Origin of the sequence: Novosphingobium sp. (assembly GCF_027531025.1) — a bacterium.
GTDB lineage: Bacteria > Pseudomonadota > Alphaproteobacteria > Sphingomonadales > Sphingomonadaceae > Novosphingobium.
Window position 1 is genome coordinate 22,112 of record NZ_JAPZQX010000001.1, and the last position, 26,587, is coordinate 48,698.

The following is a 26,587-nucleotide window of genomic DNA, read 5'->3' on the forward strand; positions in this document are numbered from 1 at the left end:
TCACCGGGCGACAAGGTCACGATCGAGCCAGCGGGCAGTCAGCAGGAACAGCAGCCCGCCGAAGGCATAGATGCACGAAGTGATCAGCAACGAATCCTGCAGGCTCTCCGGATGGGCGATCCCGCAGACCGTGCGCAGATGCTGGGGCAGGGCGGCCAGGCCAGCCCCTTCGCAGGCCTGGCGGGTCAATTCCGGCGCGCCGAGCGCGGCGACCTGCGAAGTGAACAGGAAATCGCTGAGCACGCCGATGAACAGCGGGCCGAAACCATAACCCACGAGGTTGATCACGAACAGCATCACGGCTGTCGCCAGCGCGCGGGTCTGGCTGGAAACCACGCCCTGGCCGATCGAGTATTGCGCCGCGAGGTAGCCGTATTTCGACAGCCCGCCCAGGCACAGGCCGGCCAGTGCGTACCACAGGTTATTCGTCGAAAAGGCCCAGATATAGAACGGGACGCAGACGATCATCCCGATCCCCGGCAGCCAGGCGATCGCCGTGATGCTGCGCGAGGCGAGGCGCGTCGCCAGCCAGCCCGTGCCCGCCGCGCCCAGCGACGAGGCGATCGCCACCGGCACGTTGATGTAGAGCGCCGCCTCGCCGGCGGTCAGGCCGAAGGTGCGGTTGACGAACAGCGACTGGAACGAAGAGACAGCATAGCCGCAGAAGGCGGCGATGGTGGCAGCCGCGGTCATGCTCCAGAACGAGCGCTTGCTCATGATCTCGCGCAGGCCGTCGGAGAAGCGAACCTTCTCCCGCCGGGTGGTGCCCTTGGGATCGGAATAGCCGCGCGGCGGCTCTTCAACGGTCCGTTTGAGCAGCAGGGCCACGGCGATGCCGGGCAGTCCGAGGATGATGAAGGCCCAGCGCCAGCCAAAGGCATCGGTGATCGGGCCACCGATGACATTGGCGAACATCGTGCCCAGCGTCACGCCCATGCCGAAATAGCCCAGCGCAGCGGGTCGGGCCTTGGGTGGGAAGTAATCGGAGATCAGCGAATTGGCCTGCGGCACGCAGCCCGCTTCGCCCACGCCCACGCCCATGCGGAAGACCAGCAGGACCCAGAACACCCCGATGGTGATTGAACCGATGGTGATCTCGGTGCTGAGCCCGCAGGCCGCGGTCATCAGCGACCAGCCGGCGATGCAGACCGCCATGATCTGCACGCGGTTGCGGGTTTCGGCGAACTGGGCCAGCGGAATGCCGACCACGGTGAAGAACAGGGCAAAGCCGAAACCGGTCAGCAGGCCGAACTGCGTGTCGGAAATGCCCAGTTCCGGCTTCATCTGCGGGGCCACCACGGCCAGCAGCGTCCGGTCCATGAAGTTGAGGATGAAGATCAGCAGCAGGACATTGAGCACGTAGCGGCGGTAGCCCGGCGTGCGATAGCCGTTCTCGGGGTCCTCCGCGCTCTCACCGGCCATGTTGGCACCGGGGGTTTGCGTTGCGGAGGTGTCGGCCATGTCAGTCTCCCTGTCTCGAAGCGGCAGCCTTGTCGCGCAGCCGGGCCATGCCGGCGATCCACCGGTCGTAATCGTCGGTCTTGCGGCGCATGTAGGTCAGCACCTGGGGGTGCGGCAGCGCCAGGAAGGTCTCTTGGCCAATCGCCTCGAGCGCGGATTCGGCCACCTCCTCGGGCGAGATGATGCCATCGAGGCTCTGGGTGCCGGTCGCGCCCTTGAGCAGCGGGGTATCGACCGCCTGCGGGCAGAGCACGGTCACCCGAATGTTCTGGTGGCGGTGGGTGATCGCCAACGCTTCGGCAAAGCCGATTGCTGCATGCTTGGTCGTGGCATAGCCGGGGCTGCCCGGCTGGCTCAGCAGCCCGGCCGCCGAAACGGTGTGCAGGAAATAGCCCCCGCCCTGCGCGATCATCCCTGGCAACACCGCGCGGGCGGCATAGACATGAGCCATCACGTTGATTTCCCAGCCGCGTTGCCACAGCGCGTTGGATGCGGAGGTAACGAAATCCGGATCGGGATCGCGCATCGAGATCCCGGCGTTCGAGCACATCAGGTCAATCCGCCCGAACCTGCCAATGGCCTGTTCGGCCAGGGCGGCCAGGTCGCTTTCACGGCTGACATCGGTCGGGACGGCGATCCCGCCAACTTCGGCCGCGACGGCTTCGGCCCCGGCGTGGTCGAGATCGGCAATCACGATCCCGCGTGCGCCGGCCTGGTGAAACCGCCGGGCCAGCGCCTTGCCGATCCCGCTGGCACCGCCGGTGATGACTGCAACCTTGTCTTTCAGGTCCATGGCCCGTGCGCGTCCATTGTTTGGGGTGCCCGGCTTGCGGGGCGGTGCTGTGCCGCCGCGCAAGCCGGGTCAGGCATGGGGATTGCTCCCCGGATCAGAACTTCTTGGTGAACTCGATGTTCACCTGGCGCGGCTCGTTGAGCGTGCAGCGCAGCACCGTGCCGCCCGTCACCGTATTGCGCAGCAGGAACTGCTGATCCTGCACCTGCGGCGCCATGTTGAGGCAGTAGGCCTTGTTGGTCAGGTTCTGGCCGGCCACGGCAACTTCCCAGTTGCCGTCCTCGGCCCCGATCCCGAACCGGGCCCCCAGCAAGGCATAGCCGGGCTGGATCGCGTCGGGGTTGTTGTCCCCCTGCGCGCCGACATTGGATGCCGAGGCAAAGCTGAGATCGGCCCGAAGCGACCACTTCAGGTCCTGATTGAGACGCCCCTCGTAAGCCGCCGAGGCCGCGCCCTGCCACTTGGGCGAGAAGGGCAGGCGGGTGCCAGTCAGGTCCTGCGTACCGCCAAAGGCGGGCAGGTTGGGAGCACCGCGGAAATCGAGATACTTCGAATCGAGGTAAGCCGTGCCGAGCGTCAGGGTCAGCTCGGGGACCGGCCGCGCGACGATGTCGACTTCCACGCCCTGCTGCTGGACCTTGCCGTTGTTGCGGGTGCGGAAGGTCAGCCCGTCAAAGGTGCGGAACTGCAGGTCGTCGATCCGGGTGCGGTACAGCGTGGCGTTGAAGATCAGCTTGCGGTCGAACAGGCTCGACTTGACGCCAAGCTCCCAGTTCTTGGTCCGCTCGGGCAGGAAGGTGCGGTTGGCCGATCCGACCGCCGCCGTGGTCGGCGGCGAGGAGTCGAACCCGCCCGACTTGAAGCCCGTGGCATAGCTGGCGAAGACCATGATGTCCTCGGTCGGCTTGTAGGTGGCGTTGAGGCGATAGGTCGTGGCCGAGGCATCGAGCCGCAGCGCGGTGGTCTCGTTCGCGCGGGTGATCGTGGTGTTGTAAACGATCGAGTTCAGGTCGCCGACCTTCTCGTCCTTGGTCGCCCGGATCCCGCCGGTGATCGAGAACTTGTCACCCAGCATTAGGGTCGCTTCGCCGTATCCGGCCAGCGACTTGGTGTTCTGGAAGAAGTTGAACCGGGTGCCCGGCACCTGCTGCTGGGCGAGGCAGGTCGCCAGGCGGGTCGGCTGGGCGTTGCGGATCAGCACGTTGCAATAGGGCGGCTTGAGGTCCAGCCCTTCGTTGATCCAGTAATCTTCCTCGAAGTAATAGATCCCGGCCACGAACTTGAGGTGGCCGTTCAGCATGTCGTCGGGCGAGATGAACTGGAATTCCTCGCTGTGCGACTGGCTGTCGAACCCGCCGGGTCGGCCATAGGGCGATCCCGGAATAGCGACGGTGTTTTCCTGGTACTGGAAGTTGTGCCAGTCGCGATAACTGCTGATGATCCGCATCGCGAAATCACCGCCCAGGTCGACGTTGAGATCGCTGACCACGCCCCAGTTCTTGTCGTCCAGCGTCCCGCCGGTGTCCTGACGGACCCGCCAGTTATAGGTATCGTCGAGGATCGGCAGCGAACCGGTCAGCGGACCGGCCCCGTCCGGATCGGTGCGGGCCAGCCAGTTGGCGGCGATGGTGGGGGTGACGGTCTTGGACACGACGGTCAGCACATTGTTGCCGTCACCGCCTAGGTCGACGAAATCGCCGCGCAGCACCCATTTGACCCGCTCGTTGGGTTCCCAGCGGAAGGCGCCGCGGATCGAGAAGCCGTTCTCCTTGCCCATGCGGCTGCCGTCGAGCTCGTTCCGCCCAACCCCGTCGGCCCGGTAATAGACCGAGGAGAAGCGGAAGGCGGCCGTATCGGACACCGGAATGTTGACGATGCCGGACAGGCGGACCCGGTTGTAGCTGCCATAGGAGCCCTGCATCCGGCCTTCGAATTCGTCCTTGGGCTCGGTGGTGTTCAGCACGACCGCGCCCATCGAGGCATTGCGGCCGAACAGGGTGCCCTGCGGCCCGCGCAGGACTTCGACCGAGGAAATGTCGTTGAGGCCCGCCAGCAGCGAACCGATGCGGGGGATATAGACCCCGTCGACGAACGAGGCGACGCTGGGTTCGATCGCCGAGTTGCCGCTGGTGCCCACGCCGCGGATCTGGATGCGGGTATTGGCGGTCTGCGCCGCCGTGGTGAAGTTCAGGTTGGGAGTGATCCGGCGCAGGTCGCGGACATCCTCGATCCCGGCTGCCGCCAGCGTCTCGCCCGAAAAGGCGGTGATCGAGATCGGAACGTCCTGGACGTTTTCCGCGCGCTTCTGGGCGGTCACCACGATCTCGGCGAGACCGTCGGATCTGGTCTCGGCCTCCTGGGCCATGGCGACGCCGCTTGTCAGGATGGCCGCCACCACGACCGTCGAAGCACTCGCAAGAAATCGCTTCATCATTCCCTCCCGTTGTTGACGCTTTGCGACTGATGCCGCCCGTCCGAGTTTGCCCGGTCCGGGCCTGCAAAACCTCCTCGACTTGAATGTTTCTCTTTGGTAACAAGCTATGCCTGTTACGCAGGGGTGTCAAGCGACGCGCTGGCCACTCTTGAACTGACGGCAGGCGGGGCCAGCTTTGGCCCGGCAAACCCGGGTTTGACGCGGTTTTCCGGGGCAGGTCGCGCAACGAGGGGGCGGTTGACAGCGGGGGCGGGATGCTGAAATGCGGCTATGCGCTTCCACTTTTTGCGAATCCCTGCGCGCTTGTTGTCCTGAGTGTCGCCTGAAGTGATGCCCGAAGTGATGGAGGCCTGGCTTGCTGGCAAAGACCAAACGACCGCCTGCCAAGACTGAACCGGCGCGCCGAGGCGGCCCTGGCTCCAAGCCGCGCGTCGATGTCGCCGCCCGGCGCGGGGAATACATCCGCATCGCCGCCAGCGTCCTTCTCGAAAAGGGCATCGGCTCGACCACCATGCAGGACATCGCTGACCGCGCCGGTGTGCCCAAAGTGCTGTTCTACCGTATTTTTCGCTCCAAGCAGGCGCTGCTTGACGCGATTGTCGATGAAGTGCTGACCACCTTCCACGCGGCCTATGCCCAGCGCGGCAAGACCTATGGCAACCGCGTGATCGTGCTGGCCAATATCGCCCGCCAGCGGCCCGAGCCCTATCTGCTGGTGCTGGCCTATGTCCGCGCCGGGCTGGATCAGGGCCAATGGGCGCGGATCGTCAGTGACACGGTGACCCAGTATGCGCTGGAGCGGCTGTTCGTCCCCGCCCCCGGCGCGCCGCCGGGCGCCTGGGAGCGCGCCCAATATGCCGCCCGGCTGTGGACCGGCCCGTTCCTGGATGCGCTGATCGCCGCGATCGAGAATCGCGACGGCGTGGATGACGAGGCGCGGATGCGCTGGTGGGGGCAGATTGCCCGCCAGTATCACCTGAGCTCGCGCGAGGCATATCAGCTCGATGCGCCGAAAACGGCAGAAGGCGTAGCGTCCGGAGATTTGATACCGGATGGAAACATAACGGTTGAAGCAGGCAGCGGCCCGCGCTAGGCTGGCCGCGCCGGGCCCCTCGGCAGAAAGCGGGCCGCAGGCGGGCGAGGACGGGGGTTGGCGATGAGCACGCAAGGCCAGGACCGACGCAAACCAGCCAGCCCGGCAACGAGCGCGGCGCAGGCAGCTGCTGCCGGCACCCTGCCCGCCGATGATCGCCACGATTTCGCCCTCGCCAGCCAGGGCTTCATCGCCACCCTGCCCGATGCCGATGTCGGCAAGGCCTGGAGCCAGGCACCCTTCGCCTTCCTGGAAGGCGAGCGGCCCGACACGGTCCATCCCAGCCTGTGGCGCCAGGCCAAGCTCAACTGGATCCACGGCCTCTTCAAGGTCTGCGACGGGATTTACCAGGTCCGCGGCTTCGACATTTCCAACGTGACCTTTGTCGAAGGGCGCGATGGACTGATCGTGATCGATCCGCTGACCTCGGCCGAACCGGCCGCCGCCGCGCTGCGCCTGGCGCGCCAGCATCTGGGCGACAAGCCGGTGACGGCGGTGATCTATACCCACAGCCACGTCGATCATTACGGCGGCATCCTCGGCGTCGCCACGCCCGAGGAAATCCGCGACGGGCTGCGGATCATCGCCCCCGAAGGCTTCCTGCAGGCCGCCGTCAGCGAGAACGTGCTGCTGGGCAATGCGATGAGCCGGCGCGCCACCTACATGTACGGCGGGCTGCTGCCGCGCGACGCGCGCGGCCATGTCGATTCGGGGCTGGGCAAGGGCACCTCGCGCGGGAAGGTCGCACTGGTCGGGCCGAGCGAAAGCATCACCCATACCGGTCAGCGGCTGAAGGTCGACGGGGTGGACATCGTCTTCCAGGTGACGCCCGATACCGAGGCCCCGGCCGAAATGAACTTCCAGTTCCCCGAGCACCGTGCGCTGTGCATGGCGGAAAACTGCACCTGCAACCTCCACAACCTCTACACCCCGCGCGGCGCCCAGGTGCGCGATGCCAAGGGCTGGAGCCATTACATCGAGGAAGCCAAGCAGCTGTTTGCCGGCCAGTCCGACGTACTATTTGCCAGCCACCACTGGCCGCGCTGGGGCGTGGACGCGGGGATGCGCTTCCTCGACAAGCAGCGCGATCTCTACAAGTACATCCACGACCAGACCCTGCGGCTGGCCAACCACGGGATGACCCCGCTGGAAATCGCCGAGGTGCTGCGCCTGCCGCCGGACCTGGCCGACGAATGGTACACCCGCGATTACTACGGCACGGTCAGCCACAACGCGAAGGCGGTCTATCAGCGCTATCTCGGCTGGTTCGATGGCAACCCGGCCAACCTCAACCCCCACCCGCCGCAGCAAGCGGGGCAACGCTATGTCGAACTGGCGGGCGGCGCGCAGGCGATCCTCGACAATGCGGGCGCGGCGATGGCGCGGGGCGACTATCGCTGGGCGGCCGAAGTGCTGAAGCACCTCGTCTTCGCCGATCCGGGCAACGCCGCCGCGCGCGAGCTGCAGGCCGACGTGTTCGAGCAGCTGGGCTACCAGTCCGAATCCGGGCCATGGCGCGACTTCTATCTCACCGGCGCGCTTGAACTGCGCAATCCGCGCCCCCCGGCGGACAAGCCGCGCCAGGCCTCGGCCGGGCAGCTGCGGACACTGAACGCCGACGACCTGCTCGATTCGCTTTCGGTCCGCCTCAATGGCAAACAGGCCGGGCGGGCGCGGTTCGGGATGACGATTGCCTTTGCCGATACCGGCGAACGGTTCGCGCTGTGGCTGGAAAACGGCGTGCTGCATCACGCCGCCACCGCGCCTGCCGGGCTGGACTGCCCCGAAGTGGCCCTGTCGCGCGAAGTCCTGATCGACCTGGTGCTGGGCGATCCCTTGAGCGGCGATCCGCCAAGCGGGCCGGGCACCGCTGCGCTCGACCAGTTGCTGCCCATGCTCGACCGCTTCGACCTGTGGTTCGAGATAGCCGCCCCCTGAATGGAGTAATGCCTGCCATGCCCGCCGAGTTCGAAACCCTGCTGCTGGACGTTACCGAGGGCATTGCCACGATCACGCTGAACCGGCCCGACCGGAAGAACGCGTTCAATCCGAAGATGGCGATCGAACTGATCGCGGCCTTCGACGCGACCGATGCCGACGATGCGGTGAAAGCGGTGATCGTCACCGGATCGGGCGACAGCGCCTTTTGCGCCGGGGCCGACCTCAAGGCCGGGGGCAGCACTTTCGATGCCGGCCAGCGCGAGGCCGAGCGCCGCGCGGCGGGCGATACCGCCGACCTCAGCCGCGATGGCGGCGGGCGCGTGGCGCTGCGCGTGTTCCAGAGCCTGAAGCCGGTGATCGCCGCCTTCAACGGCGCGGCTGTGGGTGTGGGGGTAACGATGACCCTGCCGATGGACATCCGCATCGCTTCCACCACCGCGCGCTTCGGCTTTGTCTTCGCCCGGCGCGGGATCGCGCTGGAAGCCACCTCGTCATGGTTTCTGCCCCGGCTGGTCGGTGCGCCGACCGCGCTCGAATGGGCCTATTCGGGGCGGGTCTTCGCCGCTGAGGAAGCCCATCGCCGCGGCCTGGTCCAGTCGCTGCACGAACCGGCCGACCTGATCCCGGCGGCGCGCGCGCTGGCGCACGATTTCATCGATCATTCGGCCCCCATGTCGCTGGCGGTCACGCGCCAGCTGATCTGGCGCGGGCTGGTGGCCGATCACCCGATGGAAGCACACCGGGCCGACAGCCGCTCGATGCGGCAGCGCGGCGCCTCGGCCGATGCGCGCGAGGGGATTTCGGCCTTTCTGGAAAAGCGTCCGGCCGTCTTCCCGGACAAGGTTTCAGCCGGATTGCCCGATCTGTGGCCGGACTGGGAAGAACCCGAATATCGCTAGGTTTGAACAGGCAATTCGTGAACTGGGGAGTGGGACGATGAGCAAGGCCAGGATCATGTTGCTGGGGGCCTGCGCGATCGGCGCGCTGGGGCTGCTGGCGGCGAGCGGCGGCGATGCCACGGCGGAAGCTGCCAGCGCGCGGGTCGCCAAGCCCGAGCCGGCGCGGGTGCCGGGGTTCAACCCCGATCGCAACGCCTATTTCGGTGACTTGCACGTGCACACGCACCTGTCGTTCGATGCCTATATTTTCAATGTCCGGCGCACGCCCGACGATGCCTATCGCTTTGCCCGGGGTGAGGCGATCGGCCATGCCGGTGGTTACCAGATCCGCCTGGCCGGTGGGCCGCTCGATTTCGCGGCGGTGACCGACCACGCCGAATACCTTGGCGTGATGCGCGAGGCCGAAAACCCGGACAGCCCGATTTCCAAGGTGCCGTTTGTCCAGGGGCTGATGACCAGCGATCCGACCAAGGTGCGTGCCGCCTTTGGCCAGTATGTCGCCGCGCGGCGGGCCAACCAGCTGCCGGTGGAATTCAACGATCCGGAGATCGCCTCGCGCGCCTGGCAGGTGGTGACCGATGCCGCCGCGCGCCATTACCAGCCGGGCAAGTTCACCACCTTCATCGGCTATGAATATACCTCTGCCCCCGATGGCCGGAACCTGCACCGCAACGTGATTTTCAAGGGCGCGCGGGTCGCGCCGCCGTTCTCCGCCAACGATTCGGCCGATCCCGAAGACCTGTGGAAGGCCATGGACGGCTGGCGCGCCAAGGGGGTGGAAGCCATTGCCATCCCGCACAATTCGAACGGGTCCGACGGGCTGATGTTCGACAGCGTGCGGCTGAGCGGCAAGTCGATGGACAAGGCCTATGCCGAACTGCGCAGCCGCAACGAGCCGCTGGTCGAAATCTCGCAGATCAAGGGCACGTCCGAAACCCATCCGACGCTTTCGCCCAATGACGAATGGGCCAATTTCGAGCTGATGGAGAGCTATATCGGCACCGAACGGGCGGTGACGAAGTTTGCCGGTGGCTATGTTCGCCGCGCGCTGCTTGACGGGATCCTGCGGCGCGAGCAGGACGGGTTCAACCCGTTCAAGTTCGGCTTCATCAGCTCGTCCGACACGCACAATGCCTCGCCCGGCACGGTCGAAGAGCCGAACTATTTCGCCAAGACCGGCCTGTCGGACAGCACGCCGGAAATCCGCGGTTCGATCCCGCCGGGCGGCAAGAAGGACTGGAGCGGGATGACGCCCGAAATGTATGTGGCCACCAAGCGCAGCCGATCGTGGGGCGCATCGGGGCTGGTCGGGGTCTGGGCCGAGCAGAACACCCGCGATGCGATCTATGCCGCTTTCCGCCGCAAGGAAACCTTCGCCACCAGCGGCCCGCGGATCAAGGTGCGGTTCTTTGCCGGTTACGATCTGCCCGCCGACCTGTTCGACCGCGTCGATGCGGTGCGACAGGCCTATGCCAAGGCCGTGCCGATGGGCAGCGACCTGCTGTCGGCCAAGGGCCGCGCGCCCAGCTTCGTGGTCTGGGCGGTGCGCGACCCGCGCAGCGGCTATCTCCAGCGCGCCCAGATCGTGAAGGGCTGGGTGGAAAACGGCCAGGCGCGCGAACAGGTGTTCGACGTGGCCTGCTCCGATGGCCTCAAGGTCGACCCGCGCACCAACCGCTGTCCGGCCAATGGCGCCAGCGTCAACATGGCGACCTGCGAGGCGGACAAGTTCAAGGGCGATGTCGAACTGCGCACGGTCTGGCGCGATCCGGGCTTCGATCCCAAGCAGCGCGCGTTCTATTACGTGCGCGTGCTGGAAAACCCCTCGTGCCGCTGGTCGACCTGGGACGCGCTGCGCAACGGCACGCCGCCCAATCCCAACAGCGAGGCACTGGTCATGGAGCGCGCCTGGTCATCGCCGATCTGGTATGAGCCGCTGCGCTGAGGAGACCTGACGCTTGGCAAAGTTGAAAGCGGCAGCGGAATGGGCGCTGCACGAACCGCTGATGCGTTTCCTGGTGATCGGGGCCGTGCTGTTCGCCGGGATCAGCCTGGTCCGCGCCGAACAGCGCCCGACCATCACCATCGACGCCGCCGAGATCGAGCAGCTCGTCTCCTACTGGCGCCAGCAGAGCCACCGCGAGCCTGACCGCGAGGAGCTGAAGGCGATAATCAACGAACGGGTCGATGAGGAAGTGCTGGCCGAAGAGGCCAAGCGGCTCGGGCTGGATAGCGATGACATGATCATCCGGCGGCGGCTGGCGCAGAAGATGGCTTTCGCCAGCGAGGACACGGTCGAAATCCCGGAGCCGAGCGAGGCGGAACTGGCCGCGTACTATCAGGCCAACCAGGCCCGCTATGCCGCGCCGGAACGGGTGGCCTTGCGCCATGTCTTCTTCAGCGATGACCGCACCGAGACCAGCCCACCCGTCGCCGCCAGCGATGCGCTGCGGGTGTTGCGGGCAGGCGGGCGCGCGACCGGCGACCCTTCGATGCTGCCGCTGAGCTATGCGGACGTCACGATCGAGACGCTGGAACGCGATTATGGCGAGGCCTTTGCAAAAGCGGTCGCCGCTGCGCCCGTCGGGCAATGGACCGGCCCGGTCGAATCCGGCTTTGGCCTGCACCTGATCCGGGTGGAAAGCCGCCAGGGCCGCAAGGTGCCGCCGCTGGCCGATGTGCGGGACGAGGTCCGGATCGCCTGGATCGAGGAGCGACGCGCCGTCGCCCTGCGTGAGCAGCTGGCCGAGCTGCGGCGGGGCTATCGGATCGAAGTGGCCGGGCTGCCCAAGTGATCGCTGCGCTCCGTTCTCTCCTGATCCTCCTGGCCATGGCGCTGGGCGCATCATCCGCGCTGGCGCACGAGGTTCGCCCGGCACTGGTCCAGATCGAGGAGCTGGCCCCCGGCGATTATGACGTTGTCTGGAAACGTCCGGTGGTGGGCGACCTGGCGCTGCGGCTGAATCCGCGCCTGTCGGGTGGGGCGCTGGAGCAGAAGCCGTCAATCCAGCCTGGCCCCGGCTTTGCCACCTATCGCTGGAAAGTGCGCGGGGGGGCGCCGCTCGAAGGGCAGACGCTGGAAATCGATGGCCTGGCCCAGAGCGTCACTGAAACCCTGGTGCGGGTGAAGCTGGCCGACGGGCGCAGTTTCGACTGGACCCTGCGGCCATCCTCACCCCGGCTGGTGCTCGATTTCTCCGAGCCCGCCGGGGTCGCGTTGCCGGGCTACCTCGTACTGGGGGTGGAGCATATCCTCTTGGGCTTCGATCACCTGCTGTTCGTGCTGGCGCTGCTGATGCTGGTTGGCCGGGGCTGGCAGATCGTCAAGGTGATCACCGCCTTCACGATTGCCCACAGCCTGACGCTCGGCCTCACCGTGTTCGGCTATGTCTCGCTCGATACCGGCGCGCTCGAAGCACTGATCGCGCTCAGCATCGTCTTCCTCGCTGTCGAGTTGGTCACCACGACGACGGACCGGTCGACGCTGACCCGCCGCTATCCCTGGCTGGTGGCTTTCGCCTTCGGCCTGCTCCACGGCATGGGCTTTGCCAGCGCCCTGGCCAGCATCGGCTTGCCCGCCGATGCCGTTCCAGAAGCGCTGCTGCTGTTCAACATCGGCGTCGAGCTGGGGCAACTGGCCTTTATCATGACCATGCTCGGGCTGGCTTCGCTCGCCCTGCGCTTCCTGCCACAGCGGCGCTGGGGCGAAGCGCTGGTACAACGCGGTCCGGCGCTGATGACCAATGCGATCGGCGGCCTGGCCGGCTACTGGCTGATCGAGCGGACCTGGTCGGCGCTGGCCTGATCGGCGGCCAGCAGCGCCGCGCGGACCTCGCGCTTGAGGAGCTTGCCGGAAGCCGTGCGCGGGAAGGGTTCGGGCCAGAACTCGATCCGGCGCGGTAGTTCGAAGGGCGCGAGCTTGCCTTTGACGAAGGCCACCAGTTCATCCCGTTCAACCGGCGCGGCCAGGAACAGGCAGGCGGCCACTTCTTCGCCCAGCCGTTCGTCGGGTATACCGAACACGGTCGCCTCGCGCACCGCCGGGTGTTCCAGCAGCGCGGCCTCGATCTTGCCGCAACCGATGTTCTCGCCGCCGCGGATGATCAGGTCCTTCAGCCGGTCGACGATCCGGACATAGCCATTGGCGTCAATCGTGGCCTGGTCCCCGGTGCGGAACCATTCGCCATCAAAGGCCTCGGCATCGGCGTCCGGCCGCCGCCAATAGCTGCGCACCACCGATGTGCCGCGCACCTGCAGCTCGCCCGGTTCGCCGGACGGCAGTTCGCGGCCCGCCTCATCGACCACGCGCAGGTCGAGCACGGCGGAGACCTGGCCGACCGTATCGGCGTGATCGACATAGTCCTGCCCCCGGATGCCGGTGCCGATGGCATTGGTTTCGGTCATGCCCCAGCCGGTCACCGGCATGGCCCCCGCCAGCTGGCTGGCAATAGCCCGCACCTGCTCCGGCGCGCGGGCCGCCCCGCCGCCACCCAGCACCTGCAAGCCCGGCAGGCCGATCCCGCGGCGCTGCGCTTCGTTCAGCAGGTCACCGGTAACGGCAGACGGCGCGTTGACATGGGTAATCCCCTCGCGCTCGATCAGGGCGATCGCTTCGGCCGGGTCCCACTTGTGCATGCTCACCAGCTTGCGCTGCGCCCGGAACGAGCTGAGGTAGACCGCGTGCAGCCCGGTGACGTGGAACAGCGGGATCGCGAGCAGCGCCGCCTGGGCCGTCGGCCCTGGTGTCACCCCGGCGCGCAGGTTGGCGACCTGGGTATCGAGTTCCCATGACAGCAGCGCGCTGATGATGTTGCGATGGGTCGATGGCACGCCTTTGGGATGGCCGGTCGAACCCGAAGTATAGAGGATCGTGGCAAGATCGTCGCTGGCGGGGGCCTGCTCCGGCATGGGCGCAGCGCGATAGGCCGCGATCAGGTCATCGAAGGCCAGCGCCGTGCCGCGCCGTTCTGCCGGGGTGCGCACCGCCACCAGCGGCACCGGCACCGGCGCACCCGCCGCCTGCCAGCCGGCCAACCGCTCCGCATCGACAATCAGCACGCGCGGCTCGGTATCGCGCACGGCGTGGGCCAGCTCGTCGGCCGGCCAGTGGGAATTGGCGGCAACGGCCACCGCCCCGATGGCGGTGATCGCCTGGAACGCGATCATCCATTCCGGGTAATTGCGCAGCGAGATCGCCACCCGGTCACCCGCAGCCACGCCGAACCGGTCAACCAGCGCGGCGGCGAAGGCGCTGGTCTGCTGCCAGCTTTCGGCAAAGGTCAGGCGGCTGTCGCCAAAGACGATGAAGGGCTGGTCGCTGACCGCCCCGGCATAGATCTCGCGCAGGCTGGCCGGCGCGTTGCGGAACACCCGCTGGCGGCGTCCGGCAATCTCCTGCCAGACGATTTCCAGCGGCATGCCCGGCCCCGCAAGCTGGCGAATTGCCTCAATTTTGCTGATCGGATTGCCCACCGCCGCACATCCCGTCTTGCCCCACCGGCAAAATGATACCATATGGTATCAAATAGCAAGAGCCGGATTTGCTGTTGGCAATGTTGTTGCGGTAACTGGCCGCCGGAATTTCCAATTGCGCCCGCCAGGGTCGCATGCTGGACCAGATCGATCATGCATCCCATGGGTGCAGCGTGTAACATCCGGAGTCTCACCTCCACCTTACGGGAAACGGCCATGGCAGACCACTCATCCACTCCCTCGCCTTCGGGCTTCGGCTTCAATCCGCGCGATCCGCTGAACGATCTGCGGATGTCGGAAGCCGCCATCCCGCTTTATGAGAAGGTCCGCGATTTCGTCCGCGACGTGGTGGAGCCGATGAGCGTGGAATTCCACCGCCTTGGCGCCGGGCGCCCCGATCCCTGGCAATATGCCCCGGGCCAGCTTGAAGTGCTGGAAGCGGCCAAGGACAAGGCCAAGGCCGCTGGCCTGTGGAACTTCTTCCTGCCCAATGCCGAAACCGGCGAGGGGCTGTCCAACCTCGACTATGCCTACATCGCCTTCGAACTCGGCAAGAACGAGCTGGCCTCGCAGGTGATGAACTGCAGCGCGCCCGATACCGGCAACATGGAAGTGCTGGAACGGGTCGGCACACCTGCACAGAAGGAACAGTGGCTGAAGCCGCTGCTGGAAGGCAAGATCCGCTCCGCTTTCGCCATGACCGAGCCCGACATGGCCTCGTCCGATGCCAAGAACATCCGCTGCCAAGCCGTGCTGCAGGGCAACGAATACGTCATCAATGGCGAGAAGCACTATATCTCGGGCGCGGGCGATCCGCGCTGCAAGATCATGATCGTGATGGTCCAGACCAATCCCGATGCGCCCACCAACCGCCAGCAATCGCAGATCCTGGTGCCGATGGACACGCCGGGCGTCACCGTGGTCGGGCCGATGAACGTGTTCGGCGATCCCGATGCCCCGCACGGCCATATGCACATCGTGTTCGAGAACGTGCGAGTGCCCAAAGAGAACATGCTGCTGGGCGAAGGGCGCGGGTTCGAGATTTCGCAGCTGCGGCTGGGGCCGGGCCGGATCCACCACTGCATGCGCGCGATTGGCCGGGCCGAGAAGGCGCTGGACCTGATGGTGCAGCGCGGGACCGAACGCGTTGCCTTCGGCAAGCCGATCATCCAGCTGGGCGGCAATATCGAGAAGATCAGCCGCGCCCGGATCGAGATCGAATCGATGCGGCTGATGGTGCTGAAGGCGGCCAAGGCGATGGACGTGCTGGGCAACCGCGAGGCGCGGGTGTGGATCCACATGGTCAAGGCACTGGTGCCCGAACGGGTCTGCGACATCATCGATCAGGCGATCCAGATGTACGGCGCGCTGGGCGTCTCGCAGAAGACCCCGCTGGCCGCGCTCTATACCAAGTCGCGCACCCTGCGGATCGCCGATGGCCCCGACGAGGTGCACCACATGGTGGTGGGCCGCAACGAGCTGAACGTGGTGCGCGATACCGCGGCCGATCCCTCGATCGCGGCGGTGTTCCGCAACTAGCCTGCGGGCACGCGCCGGACGCAGCGAAAGCCGATGTGGCTGGTGGCGGTGTCGATCATTTCCGGGTGACGCGCCGCCGGGCGGAACCGCTGGCAATGGTTCAGCGCGCATAGGTGCGATCCGCCTTTCAGCACCTTGCGCCCGATCCGGATCTCCGGCTGGGCCGGATCGAAGCTGTCACGCAGCTTGCCGCCGCGCGGATTGCTGATCGCGCAGCAGGCCTGGCCATGCTTCTTCTTCGGCGCGGCAGGATGTTCGCTCCACCAGTCGGCTGTCCATTCCCAGACATTGCCGACCATGTCGTAAAGCCCGTGGCCATTGGGCGGGAAGCTGCGCACTGGCGAGGTCCGCTCCCAGCCATCCTCGCGCGTGTTGGCAAAAGGGAACAGCCCCTGCCAGTAATTGGCCAGCATCTTGCCCTCGGGCGCAAGTTCGTCACCCCAGGCGAACTCCTTGCCTTCCAGCCCGCCGCGTGCGGCAAATTCGTGCTCGGCCTCGGTCGGCAGGTCCTTGCCGACCCACTTCGCATAGGCCTCGGCATCGGCCCAGGCGACCTGGACCACCGGATGGTCCCAGAGCTCGAGACTGTCGAGGTCGCTGTCTGGCCCCAGCGGGTGACGCCAGTCCGCCCCCGGGGTGAAGCGCCACCAGTGGTGATACTCGGCCAGCGGGACCGGCCCGGCCGTCTTGGTGAAGACCAGCGATCCGGGCTGGGCATATTCGGGCAGCATCCCCGGATAGTCCTTCGGATCGGGCGCGATCTCGGCCAGGGTGACATGGCCGGTCGCCGCGACAAAGCGCGCGAATTCCCGGTTGGTGACCGGGGTTTCATCGATCCAGAAGCCATCCACCTTCACCCGGCGCAGCGGGCGCTCTTCCGGATAGAAGGCTTCCGAACCCATGGTGAAGGTGCCGCCGGGGATAAACCGCATTCCGGCTGGATCGGCGTGATCGGCGGTCATGGTTCCTCTGGCCCGGTACGCCGCCGCTGCGGCCGACGTGGCCGCACCATTCACCATCCCGGCAATGTGGGCAAGGCCGCCTGTTCCCGCTTGTGAAAGCGCGATCCGGGCGATAGCCCTGTCTCCCACGCAAGGAGGGCGGTCCGGACCGGGCATGGGGGTCAACGGCACCAGTGAAATCGGCTTGAGCGCCCCGCAACCGGTGCTCGATGTGGGGGTAACCGGCCATCGCAGCCGCCACCCCGTGTTCTCCGCCAACAGCGAGGCCATTGCCGCGACCCTGGCTGACCTGCTCGGGTCGATCGAGCGGATCGCCAGCGAAACGGGACCCTCCAGCGCCCCGGCCCGGCTCCACTCGCTGCTCGCCTATGGGGCGGACATGATGGCGGTGGGGGCTGCAACGGCGCGGGGCTGGCCCGTGGCGGCGCCGCTGCCGTTCGGGAGTCGGCTCAACCTGGCGATCAATGCCCAGCCCTCCAACCTTGATGACATGGAGCGGTTGCTGGCCGGGGCGGAACCCGAGGAACCCGAAGTGGCGCAGCGCGCTGCCGAGATCCGCCAGGGCGGCAAGCAGGTGGGCATCTTCGAACTGGCCGAGCAGGACGCCGCGGTCGAAGACCTCTATCGCCGCCATCTGGGCGATCCCGCCGATCCGGCCGCCCAGCAGGCCTTCTACGCGCTCTGCTCCGATCGCGCCGCCATGGCCGCGCGGGTCATGATCGAGCATTCCGACCTGCTGATCGGGATCTGGGACGGCGAAACGCGCGGGGCGATCGGCGGCACCCGGCATACGATCGAGGCGGCGCTGGAGCTGGGCGTTCCGGTGGTCTGGATCGACGCGCGCCAGCCGGCCGGATGGCGCGTGCTTCACGCGGCCGAGGAACTGGCCGGGATCGGGCGCCGGGAGGCGCTGGAGCGCGACGAGGCCGGCCTGCGCGCGGTTATCGGCGACGCCCTGCTGCCGTCCGGGGACAGCTGGCAACGGGCCCGCGGGCACGAGCGCTGGCGGCCCCGGAGCAATCCGTTGCTGCAGGCCTATCGCCGGATCGAAACCCTGTTTGGCGAGCCCTGGCAGCGCCCGTTCCGCTCCCTGACCCAGCGCTATGAGAACCCCGAAGCCATCGTGCGGGGCAGCGCGGCGCCCCTGCTGGCAGCGGTGGCCGCCCTGCCCGGCGGCGATCCCGCGATCCCGGACAGGATTGCGACCGGCGTCCTCAAGCCGTTTGCCTGGACCGATGGCCTCTCGACCTGGCTGGCCGATGCCTATCGCGGATCGATGGTACTGAGCTTCTTCCTGTCCGCCTTCGCGATCGTTGGCGGGATTGCCTATCTGCCGGTGGCGACGGTCGATCAGAAATGGGCCTTTGCCTTGTTCGAGTTCGCCTTGCTGGCGGCGATCATCGGCATTTTCATCATGGGCAAGCGGCTGCGCTGGCATCAGCGCTGGTTCGCGATGCGCCGGGTGGCCGAGTATTTCCGGCACGCGCCGATCATGCTGCTGCTGGGCGCGGCGCGATCGACCGGGCGCTGGCCGCGCGGAACGGGCGGGAACTGGCCCGAATGGTACGCGCGCCATGCCTTGCGGACGATCGGCCTGCCGCAGATGCGGGTTACGGCCCCATTCCTGCGGGCCGCGCTGGAACTGATGCGCGACCATCACATCGAACCGCAGCGGCACTATCATCTCGCCAAGGCAGACCGCCTGCACCGGGCGCAGCACAATCTCGACCGCCTGTCGGAAAGCCTGTTCGTGCTCGCCGTGCTGTCGGTCGCCTGTTACCTGGTGATCGAGCTGGGGGCCGCGCTGGGCTGGCTGCCCCGCCACCTGCCGCACGATGTCGCCAAGGCCTTCACCTTTGTCGGCGTCCTGCTGCCGACCCTCGGCGGGGCCTTCGCCGGGGTGCATTACTTCGGGGACTTCGAGCGGTTCGCCGGCATTTCGGAAGTGACCGCGGAAAAGCTGGGCGACGTGGCGGTGCGGATCGCCATCCTGCTCGACGCACCCGATGCCGACATCAGCTATGCCAGCGTTTCGGCCCTGGCCCATGCGATCGACGAAATCGTGGTGGACGAGATCGAAAACTGGCAATCTGTCTTTGGCGGGAAGCACATAACGGTTCCGGTCTGACCAGCCGGAAAGGGCCAGTCAGCTTGGGGGGGTGACATGGGGCAAGCAGATCTTATCGGGAAGGTTCTCCACTCGCTGGCCATCCCAACGCTTGTCATGATCGCGGCGCCGGTGTGGGCGGAGCAGTCCCAATCCCAAGGTCCGGCCGACCAGTCCGTGGCCACCAAAGCCGGGGAGCGCTGTGATCCGCTGGGGGACGAACGGACAGTTTGCCCAGGTGACCCGCGCCTGCGGATCGGGTTGCGGGACAATCTGGGCGAAGCGCTGCCAAAACTGGAGGCAATTGTCCGCGGGCACCCAAGGGTCAAGCTGGGATGGCCGGCGCGGTTTGAGATATCGCGCTATCTCGAATACCCGAAGCTGGTCGGGCTGGCCGACATGGGACGGGGGACAGAAGCCAACAACGGCTTCGTGTATCCCGGAATGACATATCTCAACTCGACCTATCCGGGATACAATCCCGATCCTGTGGTGATTGGCTATGCGGAGGATCCCGATCTGCCCGCGAAGTTCGATCAGGCATTGCGCCTGATCGAACGGGTTGGCGCCTTGAACGCACTGGTTGATGGCAGTGCCGGCGGTGACGACCAGCCCTATGCCTTTTGCCTCGAGCCCCAGGGTCAGGATTGCCCGGCCAATGGAGAATCCGAGATCAGGGAGGTCGATCCCCAGATCGACTGGACCATCGGCCTGCGCAACCAGAGCAGCCAGCCGCGCTATTTCTATGTTCTGGCCATCAATCCCGACAATGAACTGCGCGTCCTGCTGACCCCTTACGATGGCGATGGCCTTGCCCTGCAACCCGGAGCCCTGCTTGCATCCCGCAATCCCTATTTTGCGCTGCGGGGGCGCACCCAGTTCTTCGTCGTTGACCGGGCCAAGCCATTCGACCCGCGTCTGCTGGCTCCCGTGCCGGGCAGTCGCGATCTGACCTTCAACTGCGATGGCGGGCTTGAGCCGGAGCTGTGTTCCGCCTTGACGGGCAAGAACTGGTCGAAGCCCGACGCAGCCACGCTGGAAAATGATGGTCAGACCGTCACCCAGCGAACGATCTATTTCGACCGGGAACCGGCCCCCGCCGCGGGCGGAGGCTGGCCGCCGCCGGAAGGCTATGCCCCGTGGCAGGCGCAGATCTATTCCACCCAGACCTACAGCCGCGAACAGATCGAGGCCGATAGCAGGCTGGGGGTGAACGGCAAGTTCCTGGCCCAGCAGGCGCGCTACCAGCTCTATCACCGCTGCGGCGGCTCGCTGATTGCGCCCGACATCGTGCTGACGGCCGCGCATTGCGTGGCCAATGGCGCCGCGGTGGAGGGGGTGAAGGTCCTCACCACGCGCGAGGTGCGGCTGGGCACGCAGGACCTCAGGGTTCCGGGCGATACCTACCGGATCGCGGCCGTGGTGGTGCACGAAGGTTATCGCGGCGGGCAGCAGCGCGATGACCTGGCCCTGCTGCGCATTGTCCGCAAGACCGGCAGCAAGGCGCAGGTGCCGATTGTTCTCCCGCATCAGGCGCCGGGTCTGGCGCGGATTGCGCCCAAGGCCCCGCTCAGCGTGCTGGGCTGGGGCTATACCCGTGTGGTCGAACGCGGCGAGCGGCACGAAGTGACCGAGGACGGTCCGCAGTTCGCCCAACCGCTGTTGCAGAAGGCCGACATGGAAGTGTTCGACACCGAGCGTTGCCGCAAGCTGCGCAGCTATGGCGACATTTACAAGACCATCTGCGCGGTTTCGCTGTCGACCCGCCAGGAGCCAGGCCATGCCTTCAGCTGCCGCGGCGACAGTGGTGGCCCGATCATCCAGGAACGGGGCCGCACCATCGTCCAGGTCGGGGTGGTATCCGGCGGGGTGGGCTGCGGCGCCTTCGAGAACGGCCAGCAGAACCCGTCGCGGTTTGTCGATCTCAGGCAATATGCCGGCTGGTTGGAAGCAGCCAAGCGGCGCGTTGCGCAGCTGTCCGGCACGGTCGAACGGCTGGCCGAACCGGTACCGACGGCAAGCGCGCGCCGACCGTGACCGGCCAGAGGGGCCGATCTTGACCCGGACTGCAGCAGGAGTGGCAGGATGAAGGCGCAGATGATGGCAAGGCGATCGATGATGGCAAAGCCGCTGCGGCGCGGCTGGAGCGGGATCGGCGCCGCGGCCTTGCTGGCGATCTCTCATGGCCAGATCTTGGCGCAGCAGCCAACCAATATCCTTCCGCCCGATCCGGCCCCTGTGTCGGCCCCTGCTCCGGCCAGCATTCAGAATGATGCCTGTTCCTATCTCAACGCCACTCGCAACAATTGCACCAACACCCGGCGGGTGACGATCGGCTGGCGCCTCAATATCGAGGCCGAACAGGACCTGCTGTGGCGAATGATCACGCGCAATCAGAAGGCGAGGGTGGGCTGGCCGGCCGAGTTCGAGATCAGCCGCGCCGAGCCTGGCAGCAAGACCCTTGTGCTGATCGACATGAAGAATGGCCCGGCTGGGTCCACCGAAACCGAAGAGGCGGCATCCTATCGCGGCCCGGACCATGAAACCGGCGAAGCGGCCCGGGCGGGGCGCGCGATCGTGATCGGCGAACTGGATGATCCCCGGCTGGCCGACAACTTCGACCAGGCGCTGCAGAACCTCATCCGGATCCGGGCGCTGGGCCTGCTGACCTCGCAATGGCGGCGCGACGAGTTTGCACTGTGTCTGGAGCGGGTGGACCGCGAATGCCCCGAGGAGGACGGATCGGACTTTTCATTGCTGCTACCCGGTGAAGAGGCGCGGTTCGGATTGCGCAATGTCTCCGATCCCGCCACGGCCGGATCAAGGCCAAGCTATGTCTATGTCCTGATGGTGACCCCCGACAACCAGGTGCGGGTGATCCTCACGCCCGATGACGCGGGCGGCCAGCCACTTGCCTCTGGCCAGATTGCCATCAACCGGCGGGAAACGATCACACTGCAGGATGGACGCACCCGGTTCTTCACCCTGATCCGGGAGGCTCCGTTCGAGCCTGGCGTTATCGTGCGCGACCCGGTTTCGGGACAGCGGAGGTTTGATTGCAGCGCCGGGCGCGAGCCCGTGCTGTGCAGCGCGCTGTCGGGCGAGAACATCGCCTTGCCCCCAAGCTGGCCCGAGGGTCCGGTCTATTGGACCATGGCCGAGCAGAGCGTGATCGTGACGCGCAAGCAACAATTCGCAGCCGGCGGCGGGCGGACGGCAAAGGCCGGGTTCGCGCCGTGGCAGGCACAGATCTTTTCCAACCAGACCTATTCGAAGAAGCAGATCGATGCCGACACGGCGCTGGGGCCAAAGGGCAGGATGCTGGAAAAGCAGACCGACTATCAGCTCTATCACCGCTGCGGCGGCTCGTTGATCGCGCCGGGCATCGTGCTGACCGCCGCCCATTGCGTGGCCAAGGGGCCGACCGTGGAGGGTGGCCAGGTGCTGCGCACGCGCGAGGTGCGGCTGGGAACCCAGGACCTGAGCCAACCGGGCGCGGTCTACCGGATCGTCGCCGTGGTCGTGCACAAGGGCTACCGGACGAACAGCCAGCGCGACGATATTGCCCTGCTGCGGATCGTACCCAAGGTGGGGGTGGCGCCGCAGGTGGCCGTGCGCCTCGCGCACGAGGTTCCGGGCTTCCCGAGGGCGACACCGGGGGCGCCGATCAGCGTGCTGGGCTGGGGCTTCACCGGCGTGGTCGAGCGCGGCGAACGCCACGAAATGACCCGGGACGGGCCGCAATTCGCGGTGGCCCGGCTGCAGATCGCCGACCTCCAGGCCTTCGACCCTGCGGAATGTGCCCGGATTCCCGGCTATGGCGATATCTTCAAGACGATCTGCGCCGTTTCCCGCAGCGATCGGCGGGATGGCTCCACCGCGTTCAGCTGTCGCGGCGACAGTGGCGGCCCGGTGGTCCGGCAACGCGGCGCCCAGATCGTGCAGGTCGGGCTGGTGTCAGGCGGAGTCGGCTGCGGGGCGATCGAGAACGGGCAGCAGAACCCTTCGCGCTTTGTTGACCTGGCGCTTTATGGCGGCTGGATCGAGGGCGCCAAGAAGCTGGTCCGGTCCCTGACCAACGAGGTCAGGCCCTATCCCTGAGCTGCGCCACGGCCAAGAAAAAGGCCCGCCGCAGCGAGCCTTTTCCATTCAGACGGTTGCCGGACCGAATTACTGGTCGGTATTGCCCTGATCGGTCGAGCCCTGATCGGTCGAGCCCTGGTCAGTGGACCCCTGATCGGTCGACTCCGTGGCAGCGGCCGTGGCGGCTTCGGTTGCCGCAGCGGTGGCCGCTTCGGTCGCGGCGGGTTCGGCAGCCGGTGCTTCTTCGGCCGGCTTGCTGCAGGCGGCGAGGGCCAGGGCCAGGGTGGCAACGGCAATAATCGTGGTCTTGCGCATTCGGTTTACTCCCCCAAGAAATGAGAATCGCATGATCTATGCGAATCCGAATTCGCGCAACAGATTATTGAAGCGCGGATCGGGCCGGATCGGATCGAGCAGCGGATCGTTGAGGAGATAGACCAGGCCCGCATCCGCTTCGGCCCGCGCCTTGTCCAGCGCGGCAAAGGCTTCATCGCTCGCCCCCCGCTGGGCCAGGACCTGGGCCTGCTGGTAGAGGCCGCTATCCCCCAATTCGCCGACCAGGGCAGCAAAGGCCGCATCGGCCGCAGCCGCCTGGCCGCGCCGGTGGGCGACAATGGCCTTTCCAGGCAGGGCCAGCAGCTTGCTGGTTTCCTGGGCGAATGCGGCCTCGGCCCCGGCAAGATCGCCCATCATCAGCAAGGCATTGCCGATATCGCCATGAAGCGTGCTGCGCTTTGGATTGATGTCGAGCGCCTTGCGGGCAAAGTCGATCGCCTCGGGCCAGGCGCGGGCGGCATACTTGATGTTGCCGGCCGACTTGAACATCGAGGCATTGAGCGGATCGAGCGCGGCCGCACGGGCAATCGCCGTATCGGCCGCATCGAACCGGCCGGTGCGGGCGCAATAGACGGCATAGCGGCTCAGGACATCGACATCGCCACCGCCCAGCCGCGCGGCCTGCTCGTAGGGAGCGCGCGCTTCCTTCGCCTGCAGGCGGCCATAGAACAGCGCATAGCCCAGCGCGATGAAGCCATAGGCGAAATCGGGCGCCAGTTCGGTCGCGCGGCGGGCTTCGGCAACCGCCTCGCCATAAAGCGCCTTGCGCTCGGCGGTCGCAACATACTGGTTGGCGATCACCGCCAGCGAGCGCGAGCGCGAGGCACGCGCGGCGGCATAGTCCGGATCGAGCACGATGGCCTGTTCAAACTTGGCAAGGGCAGCCCGGCCAGATGCCTCGTCGACATGCGATTCGAACAGATCGCGGCCGCGCAAGTAGGCATCGAAAGCGGCCAGGTTCTCGGTCCCGCCGATCTGCTTGCCGCGCTTGCCATCGAGCTGCTCCCCGATGGTGGCCGAAAGCTCACCCGCCACGGCCACGGCGATCGCGCTCTGCACCGCGAAGACATCGGCCAGGCGGCGTTCGAACACGTTCGACCAGGCGTTCTTGCCATCCCGGCCATCGATCAGCGCGGTCGTGACCTTGAGCTGGTCGCCTATCTTCTGGACCGTGCCGCTGAGCAGGAAGGCCACGCCCAGCTTGCTGGCGATCGCGCGATCGTCGGCCTCGCCATCGCGGAACTGGTTCGACGAGGTCTGCCCGGCAATCTCGAGCAGGGTGTTGCGCGACAGCTGGGCCCGGATTTCAGCGGCCAGCCCATCGGAAAAGTACTGCTGCGCGGGATCGCCGCTGAGGTTGGCAAAGGGCAGGACCGCGATCGAGTTGCCGGCCGGCCCGCTGCCCAGCAGGCCCGATTTCCAGGCCGCCAGCCCACCGGCGACGGCCAGCGCGGCAATCCCGCCACCAATCGCCGTGCGCCGGTCGATCTTCAGCCCCCGGGCGCCTTGGGCGGCCACCGGCAGGGGTTGGTTGTGGAGGGCAGCAATGGCCCGGAGCATTTTCTGGACCTGCGGATCATCAGGACGCAATTTGGCCTTGGACAGGTCGATCACCTGGAACTGGCCAAAGCCCAGCGGCGGATCGCTGCCGTCCAGGGCAATCGGCACCAGCAGCCCGCGATCGCGCCCGCGGGTGGCCTCGTCATGGACCCAGTGTGACCCGACCGAGCTTTTCGACCACAGCACGACCACTGCCCGTGCCCGGTTCAGCGCTTCCTCGGTAGCGCGCGAATAGCGCTCGCCGCCCTCCAGCAGGCCATCCCACCAGGTCGGGAAGCCGCTCTCCTCGATCAGGCGGATGATCGGCAGCGCCCGGGCGCGATCCTCGCGCGAGTAGCTGAAGAAGACGCTGGTTGGTGCAGCAGGCTGTTCGCCCATCGAGGCAGTGCTATCGCTCAATACGGACCGGCTCCCTGACTGGCTCTGGTAACCAGCAATGCGTAAGTGTTTTTCATTCTTCGGGCGGCGCGGCAATATCGAAAGTGCGTTGCGGTCGGCGCTTGTGGCGGCAGCGAGGGTGGAGTGGGCCGCCAAGTCGGCGCGACCCGATCGCCGGCAGGGCCAGAACGGTAATTGGACGGACGACCAATGAAAAACGACCGTCCAGTCACCTGGACGGTCGTTCGATTCGCGACCCGGAGGAAACCCCCAGGCAGTTCTGGTAACACAACGACTGGATTTGTAACGGCGCTTCGCTTCCGATCATGCTGCAATCATTACAGAAATGGTAGCATCTGCCTGGTGGCCGACCACGTCAGGTCGACTTGGGATCGACCCCGTCCCAGCTTGACGCGAGGTAGCGGCTCATCAGTTCAAGCGCATGCGGTTCCAGCTGCAGGAGCGTGCGCCGCCGATCGCCGGGATCAAGTTCGCGGCGCACCAGGCCCGCCTCGACGAGCTGGTTGACATGTCGCAAGGCCGTACTGAGCGGCACCTGGGTGGAGGCACAGGCGCTGGAAGTGGGCACCATTTCGCCCTTCAGGCCGGCCACGGCGAGATCGAGCAGGATGTCCCAGGCCGGACCCGACAGGATCTGCGGATCGAAGAACTTGCTGCGCCGCTGGCGGTGCTGCATCAGGCGCGCAGCAAAGGCCTGCAGCTCTTCCGTGGTCGGCGTCCGCGGACCGCCGCCGGACGGGAGCTCGGTCGGACTGCTCTCGCCGCCCTCTGGCAGCGGCGTGAGCGCCAGCAGCTTGAAATGGGCAACCGCGCGCGCCCAGCGCAGGGCCGCCCGCCGCAGCGCGCCTGACATGCCGTCGAGTGAAACCGGCTTCGTCAGGAAGTCGACCGCGCTGGATCGCATCGCGCTGACGGCTGTTTCAAGTGTGGAATTGCCGGTCACGACAATCGCGACCAGCGGCCGGGTGGGCATGAAGCGATGGGCCAGCTCATCAAGCAGGGTCAGGCCATCCATGCCGGGCATGCGCAGGTCGGTCACCACGATTCCGATCGCCGGATCGCCGGCAATCAGCCGCAGCGCCTGGGCGGCATCGGCGGCAACGGTGCAATCATAGCCAAGATTCTCGACGAGTTCGGCATACTCCTCGAGGCAGAGTGGATCGTCATCCACGATAAGCACCCGGCAGGTTGCCGGATATCCGCCGGATCGTCGATCCGGCTGCGTCCTATCTGGCACCAGCCAGCCTCCTCCTGCGATGAACCGTAGGGTCACCGCCCTTTGAACCCCGTCCCGCCTGCATTGTTATCGAGTTTGGCTGTCCGGTGAACCGCAATTGCTGCAATTACTACAATATTGGCAACGATTGGCCGTGTCATCCGTGAAAATGCTGATATTTTCGTTGCCAAGTTGGCGCAAATCGCAGTGTTTGGTCGACAACGGCGACGGTTGCGGCTCTGATAACGTTACACATTGAAATCGGGCGCGAGGGATCAGTGAGGCTCGGTTC

At 66.4% G+C, this 26,587-nt stretch carries 18 protein-coding genes; 10 read left to right on the top strand and 8 right to left on the bottom strand.

Going from position 1 to position 26,587, the window contains the following annotated elements; translation table 11 throughout:
* From O9281_RS00090 to O9281_RS00100, 3 genes are all read right to left on the bottom strand, one after another.
* On the bottom strand, positions 1-1,461 hold the full coding sequence (locus O9281_RS00090) for an MFS transporter (protein WP_298181450.1): 1,461 nt from the start codon (positions 1,459-1,461) through the stop codon (positions 1-3).
* Position 1,462: 1 nt separating this feature from the next.
* Positions 1,463-2,254: an SDR family oxidoreductase gene (locus O9281_RS00095; protein WP_298181452.1), complete on the bottom strand. Its 792-nt coding sequence runs from the start codon at positions 2,252-2,254 to the stop codon at positions 1,463-1,465.
* Positions 2,255-2,348: 94 nt separating this feature from the next.
* Positions 2,349-4,685 (bottom strand): TonB-dependent receptor, encoded by a 2,337-nt coding sequence (locus O9281_RS00100; RefSeq protein ID WP_298181453.1) that lies wholly within the window; start codon positions 4,683-4,685, stop codon positions 2,349-2,351.
* A 358-nt stretch (positions 4,686-5,043) separates the two neighbouring features.
* Between O9281_RS00100 and O9281_RS00105 the strand changes: the two genes are divergently transcribed.
* From O9281_RS00105 to O9281_RS00130, 6 genes are all read left to right on the top strand, one after another.
* Positions 5,044-5,781: a TetR/AcrR family transcriptional regulator gene (locus tag O9281_RS00105; RefSeq protein ID WP_298181455.1), complete on the top strand. Its 738-nt coding sequence runs from the start codon at positions 5,044-5,046 to the stop codon at positions 5,779-5,781.
* Positions 5,782-5,844: 63 nt separating this feature from the next.
* Positions 5,845-7,719 (top strand): alkyl sulfatase dimerization domain-containing protein, encoded by a 1,875-nt coding sequence (locus O9281_RS00110; protein ID WP_298181457.1) that lies wholly within the window; start codon positions 5,845-5,847, stop codon positions 7,717-7,719.
* Positions 7,720-7,727: 8 nt separating this feature from the next.
* A complete protein-coding gene (locus O9281_RS00115; RefSeq protein ID WP_298181459.1) occupies positions 7,728-8,621 on the top strand; it encodes a crotonase/enoyl-CoA hydratase family protein in 894 nt (297 codons plus the stop codon).
* 37 nt (positions 8,622-8,658) lie between these two features.
* Positions 8,659-10,566: a DUF3604 domain-containing protein gene (locus O9281_RS00120; RefSeq protein ID WP_298181461.1), complete on the top strand. Its 1,908-nt coding sequence runs from the start codon at positions 8,659-8,661 to the stop codon at positions 10,564-10,566.
* A gap of 13 nt (positions 10,567-10,579) precedes the next feature.
* The gene (locus O9281_RS00125; protein ID WP_298181463.1) at positions 10,580-11,416 is read left to right on the top strand and encodes a peptidylprolyl isomerase; all 837 of its coding nucleotides are present in this window, start codon (positions 10,580-10,582) and stop codon (positions 11,414-11,416) included.
* Complete coding sequence (locus O9281_RS00130; protein WP_298181465.1) at positions 11,413-12,426, top strand: HupE/UreJ family protein; 1,014 nt, start codon at positions 11,413-11,415, stop codon at positions 12,424-12,426. Before O9281_RS00125 ends, O9281_RS00130 begins: the two co-directional genes overlap by 4 nt.
* Here O9281_RS00130 and O9281_RS00135 read toward each other — a convergent pair.
* Positions 12,387-14,039 carry a class I adenylate-forming enzyme family protein gene (locus tag O9281_RS00135; RefSeq protein ID WP_298181467.1) on the bottom strand — a complete coding sequence of 551 codons (1,653 nt, stop codon included), beginning with the start codon at positions 14,037-14,039 and terminating at the stop codon, positions 12,387-12,389. The genes O9281_RS00130 and O9281_RS00135 overlap by 40 nt on opposite strands.
* 270 nt (positions 14,040-14,309) lie before the next feature.
* Between O9281_RS00135 and O9281_RS00140 the strand changes: the two genes are divergently transcribed.
* Positions 14,310-15,632, top strand: coding sequence for an acyl-CoA dehydrogenase family protein (locus O9281_RS00140; protein WP_298181469.1), 1,323 nt, complete (start codon positions 14,310-14,312; stop codon positions 15,630-15,632).
* Here the strand turns inward: O9281_RS00140 and O9281_RS00145 are convergent.
* Positions 15,629-16,564, bottom strand: coding sequence for a formylglycine-generating enzyme family protein (locus tag O9281_RS00145; RefSeq protein WP_298181645.1), 936 nt, complete (start codon positions 16,562-16,564; stop codon positions 15,629-15,631). The two genes, O9281_RS00140 and O9281_RS00145, sit on opposite strands and share 4 nt — an antisense overlap.
* 214 nt (positions 16,565-16,778) lie before the next feature.
* Here O9281_RS00145 and O9281_RS00150 point away from each other — a divergent pair, with 214 nt between their 5' ends.
* The 3 genes from O9281_RS00150 to O9281_RS00160 all read left to right on the top strand — a co-directional run bounded on the left by O9281_RS00150 (position 16,779) and on the right by O9281_RS00160 (position 22,802).
* Positions 16,779-18,722, top strand: coding sequence for a hypothetical protein (locus tag O9281_RS00150; RefSeq protein WP_298181470.1), 1,944 nt, complete (start codon positions 16,779-16,781; stop codon positions 18,720-18,722).
* Positions 18,723-19,145: 423 nt separating this feature from the next.
* Positions 19,146-20,738 (top strand): trypsin-like serine protease, encoded by a 1,593-nt coding sequence (locus O9281_RS00155; RefSeq protein WP_298181472.1) that lies wholly within the window; start codon positions 19,146-19,148, stop codon positions 20,736-20,738.
* A gap of 81 nt (positions 20,739-20,819) precedes the next feature.
* A complete protein-coding gene (locus O9281_RS00160; protein WP_298181474.1) occupies positions 20,820-22,802 on the top strand; it encodes a trypsin-like serine protease in 1,983 nt (660 codons plus the stop codon).
* A 69-nt stretch (positions 22,803-22,871) separates the two neighbouring features.
* Here the strand turns inward: O9281_RS00160 and O9281_RS00165 are convergent, their stop codons facing one another.
* The 3 genes from O9281_RS00165 to O9281_RS00175 form a co-directional block, all read right to left on the bottom strand.
* The gene (locus O9281_RS00165) at positions 22,872-23,099 is read right to left on the bottom strand and encodes a hypothetical protein (RefSeq protein ID WP_298181475.1); all 228 of its coding nucleotides are present in this window, start codon (positions 23,097-23,099) and stop codon (positions 22,872-22,874) included.
* Positions 23,100-23,135: 36 nt separating this feature from the next.
* Complete coding sequence (locus O9281_RS00170) at positions 23,136-25,079, bottom strand: TIR domain-containing protein (RefSeq protein ID WP_298181478.1); 1,944 nt, start codon at positions 25,077-25,079, stop codon at positions 23,136-23,138.
* A 355-nt stretch (positions 25,080-25,434) separates the two neighbouring features.
* Positions 25,435-26,250, bottom strand: a complete 816-nt coding sequence (locus tag O9281_RS00175) for a response regulator (RefSeq protein ID WP_298181480.1) — start codon at positions 26,248-26,250, stop codon at positions 25,435-25,437.
* Positions 26,251-26,587 lie beyond the last annotated feature (337 nt).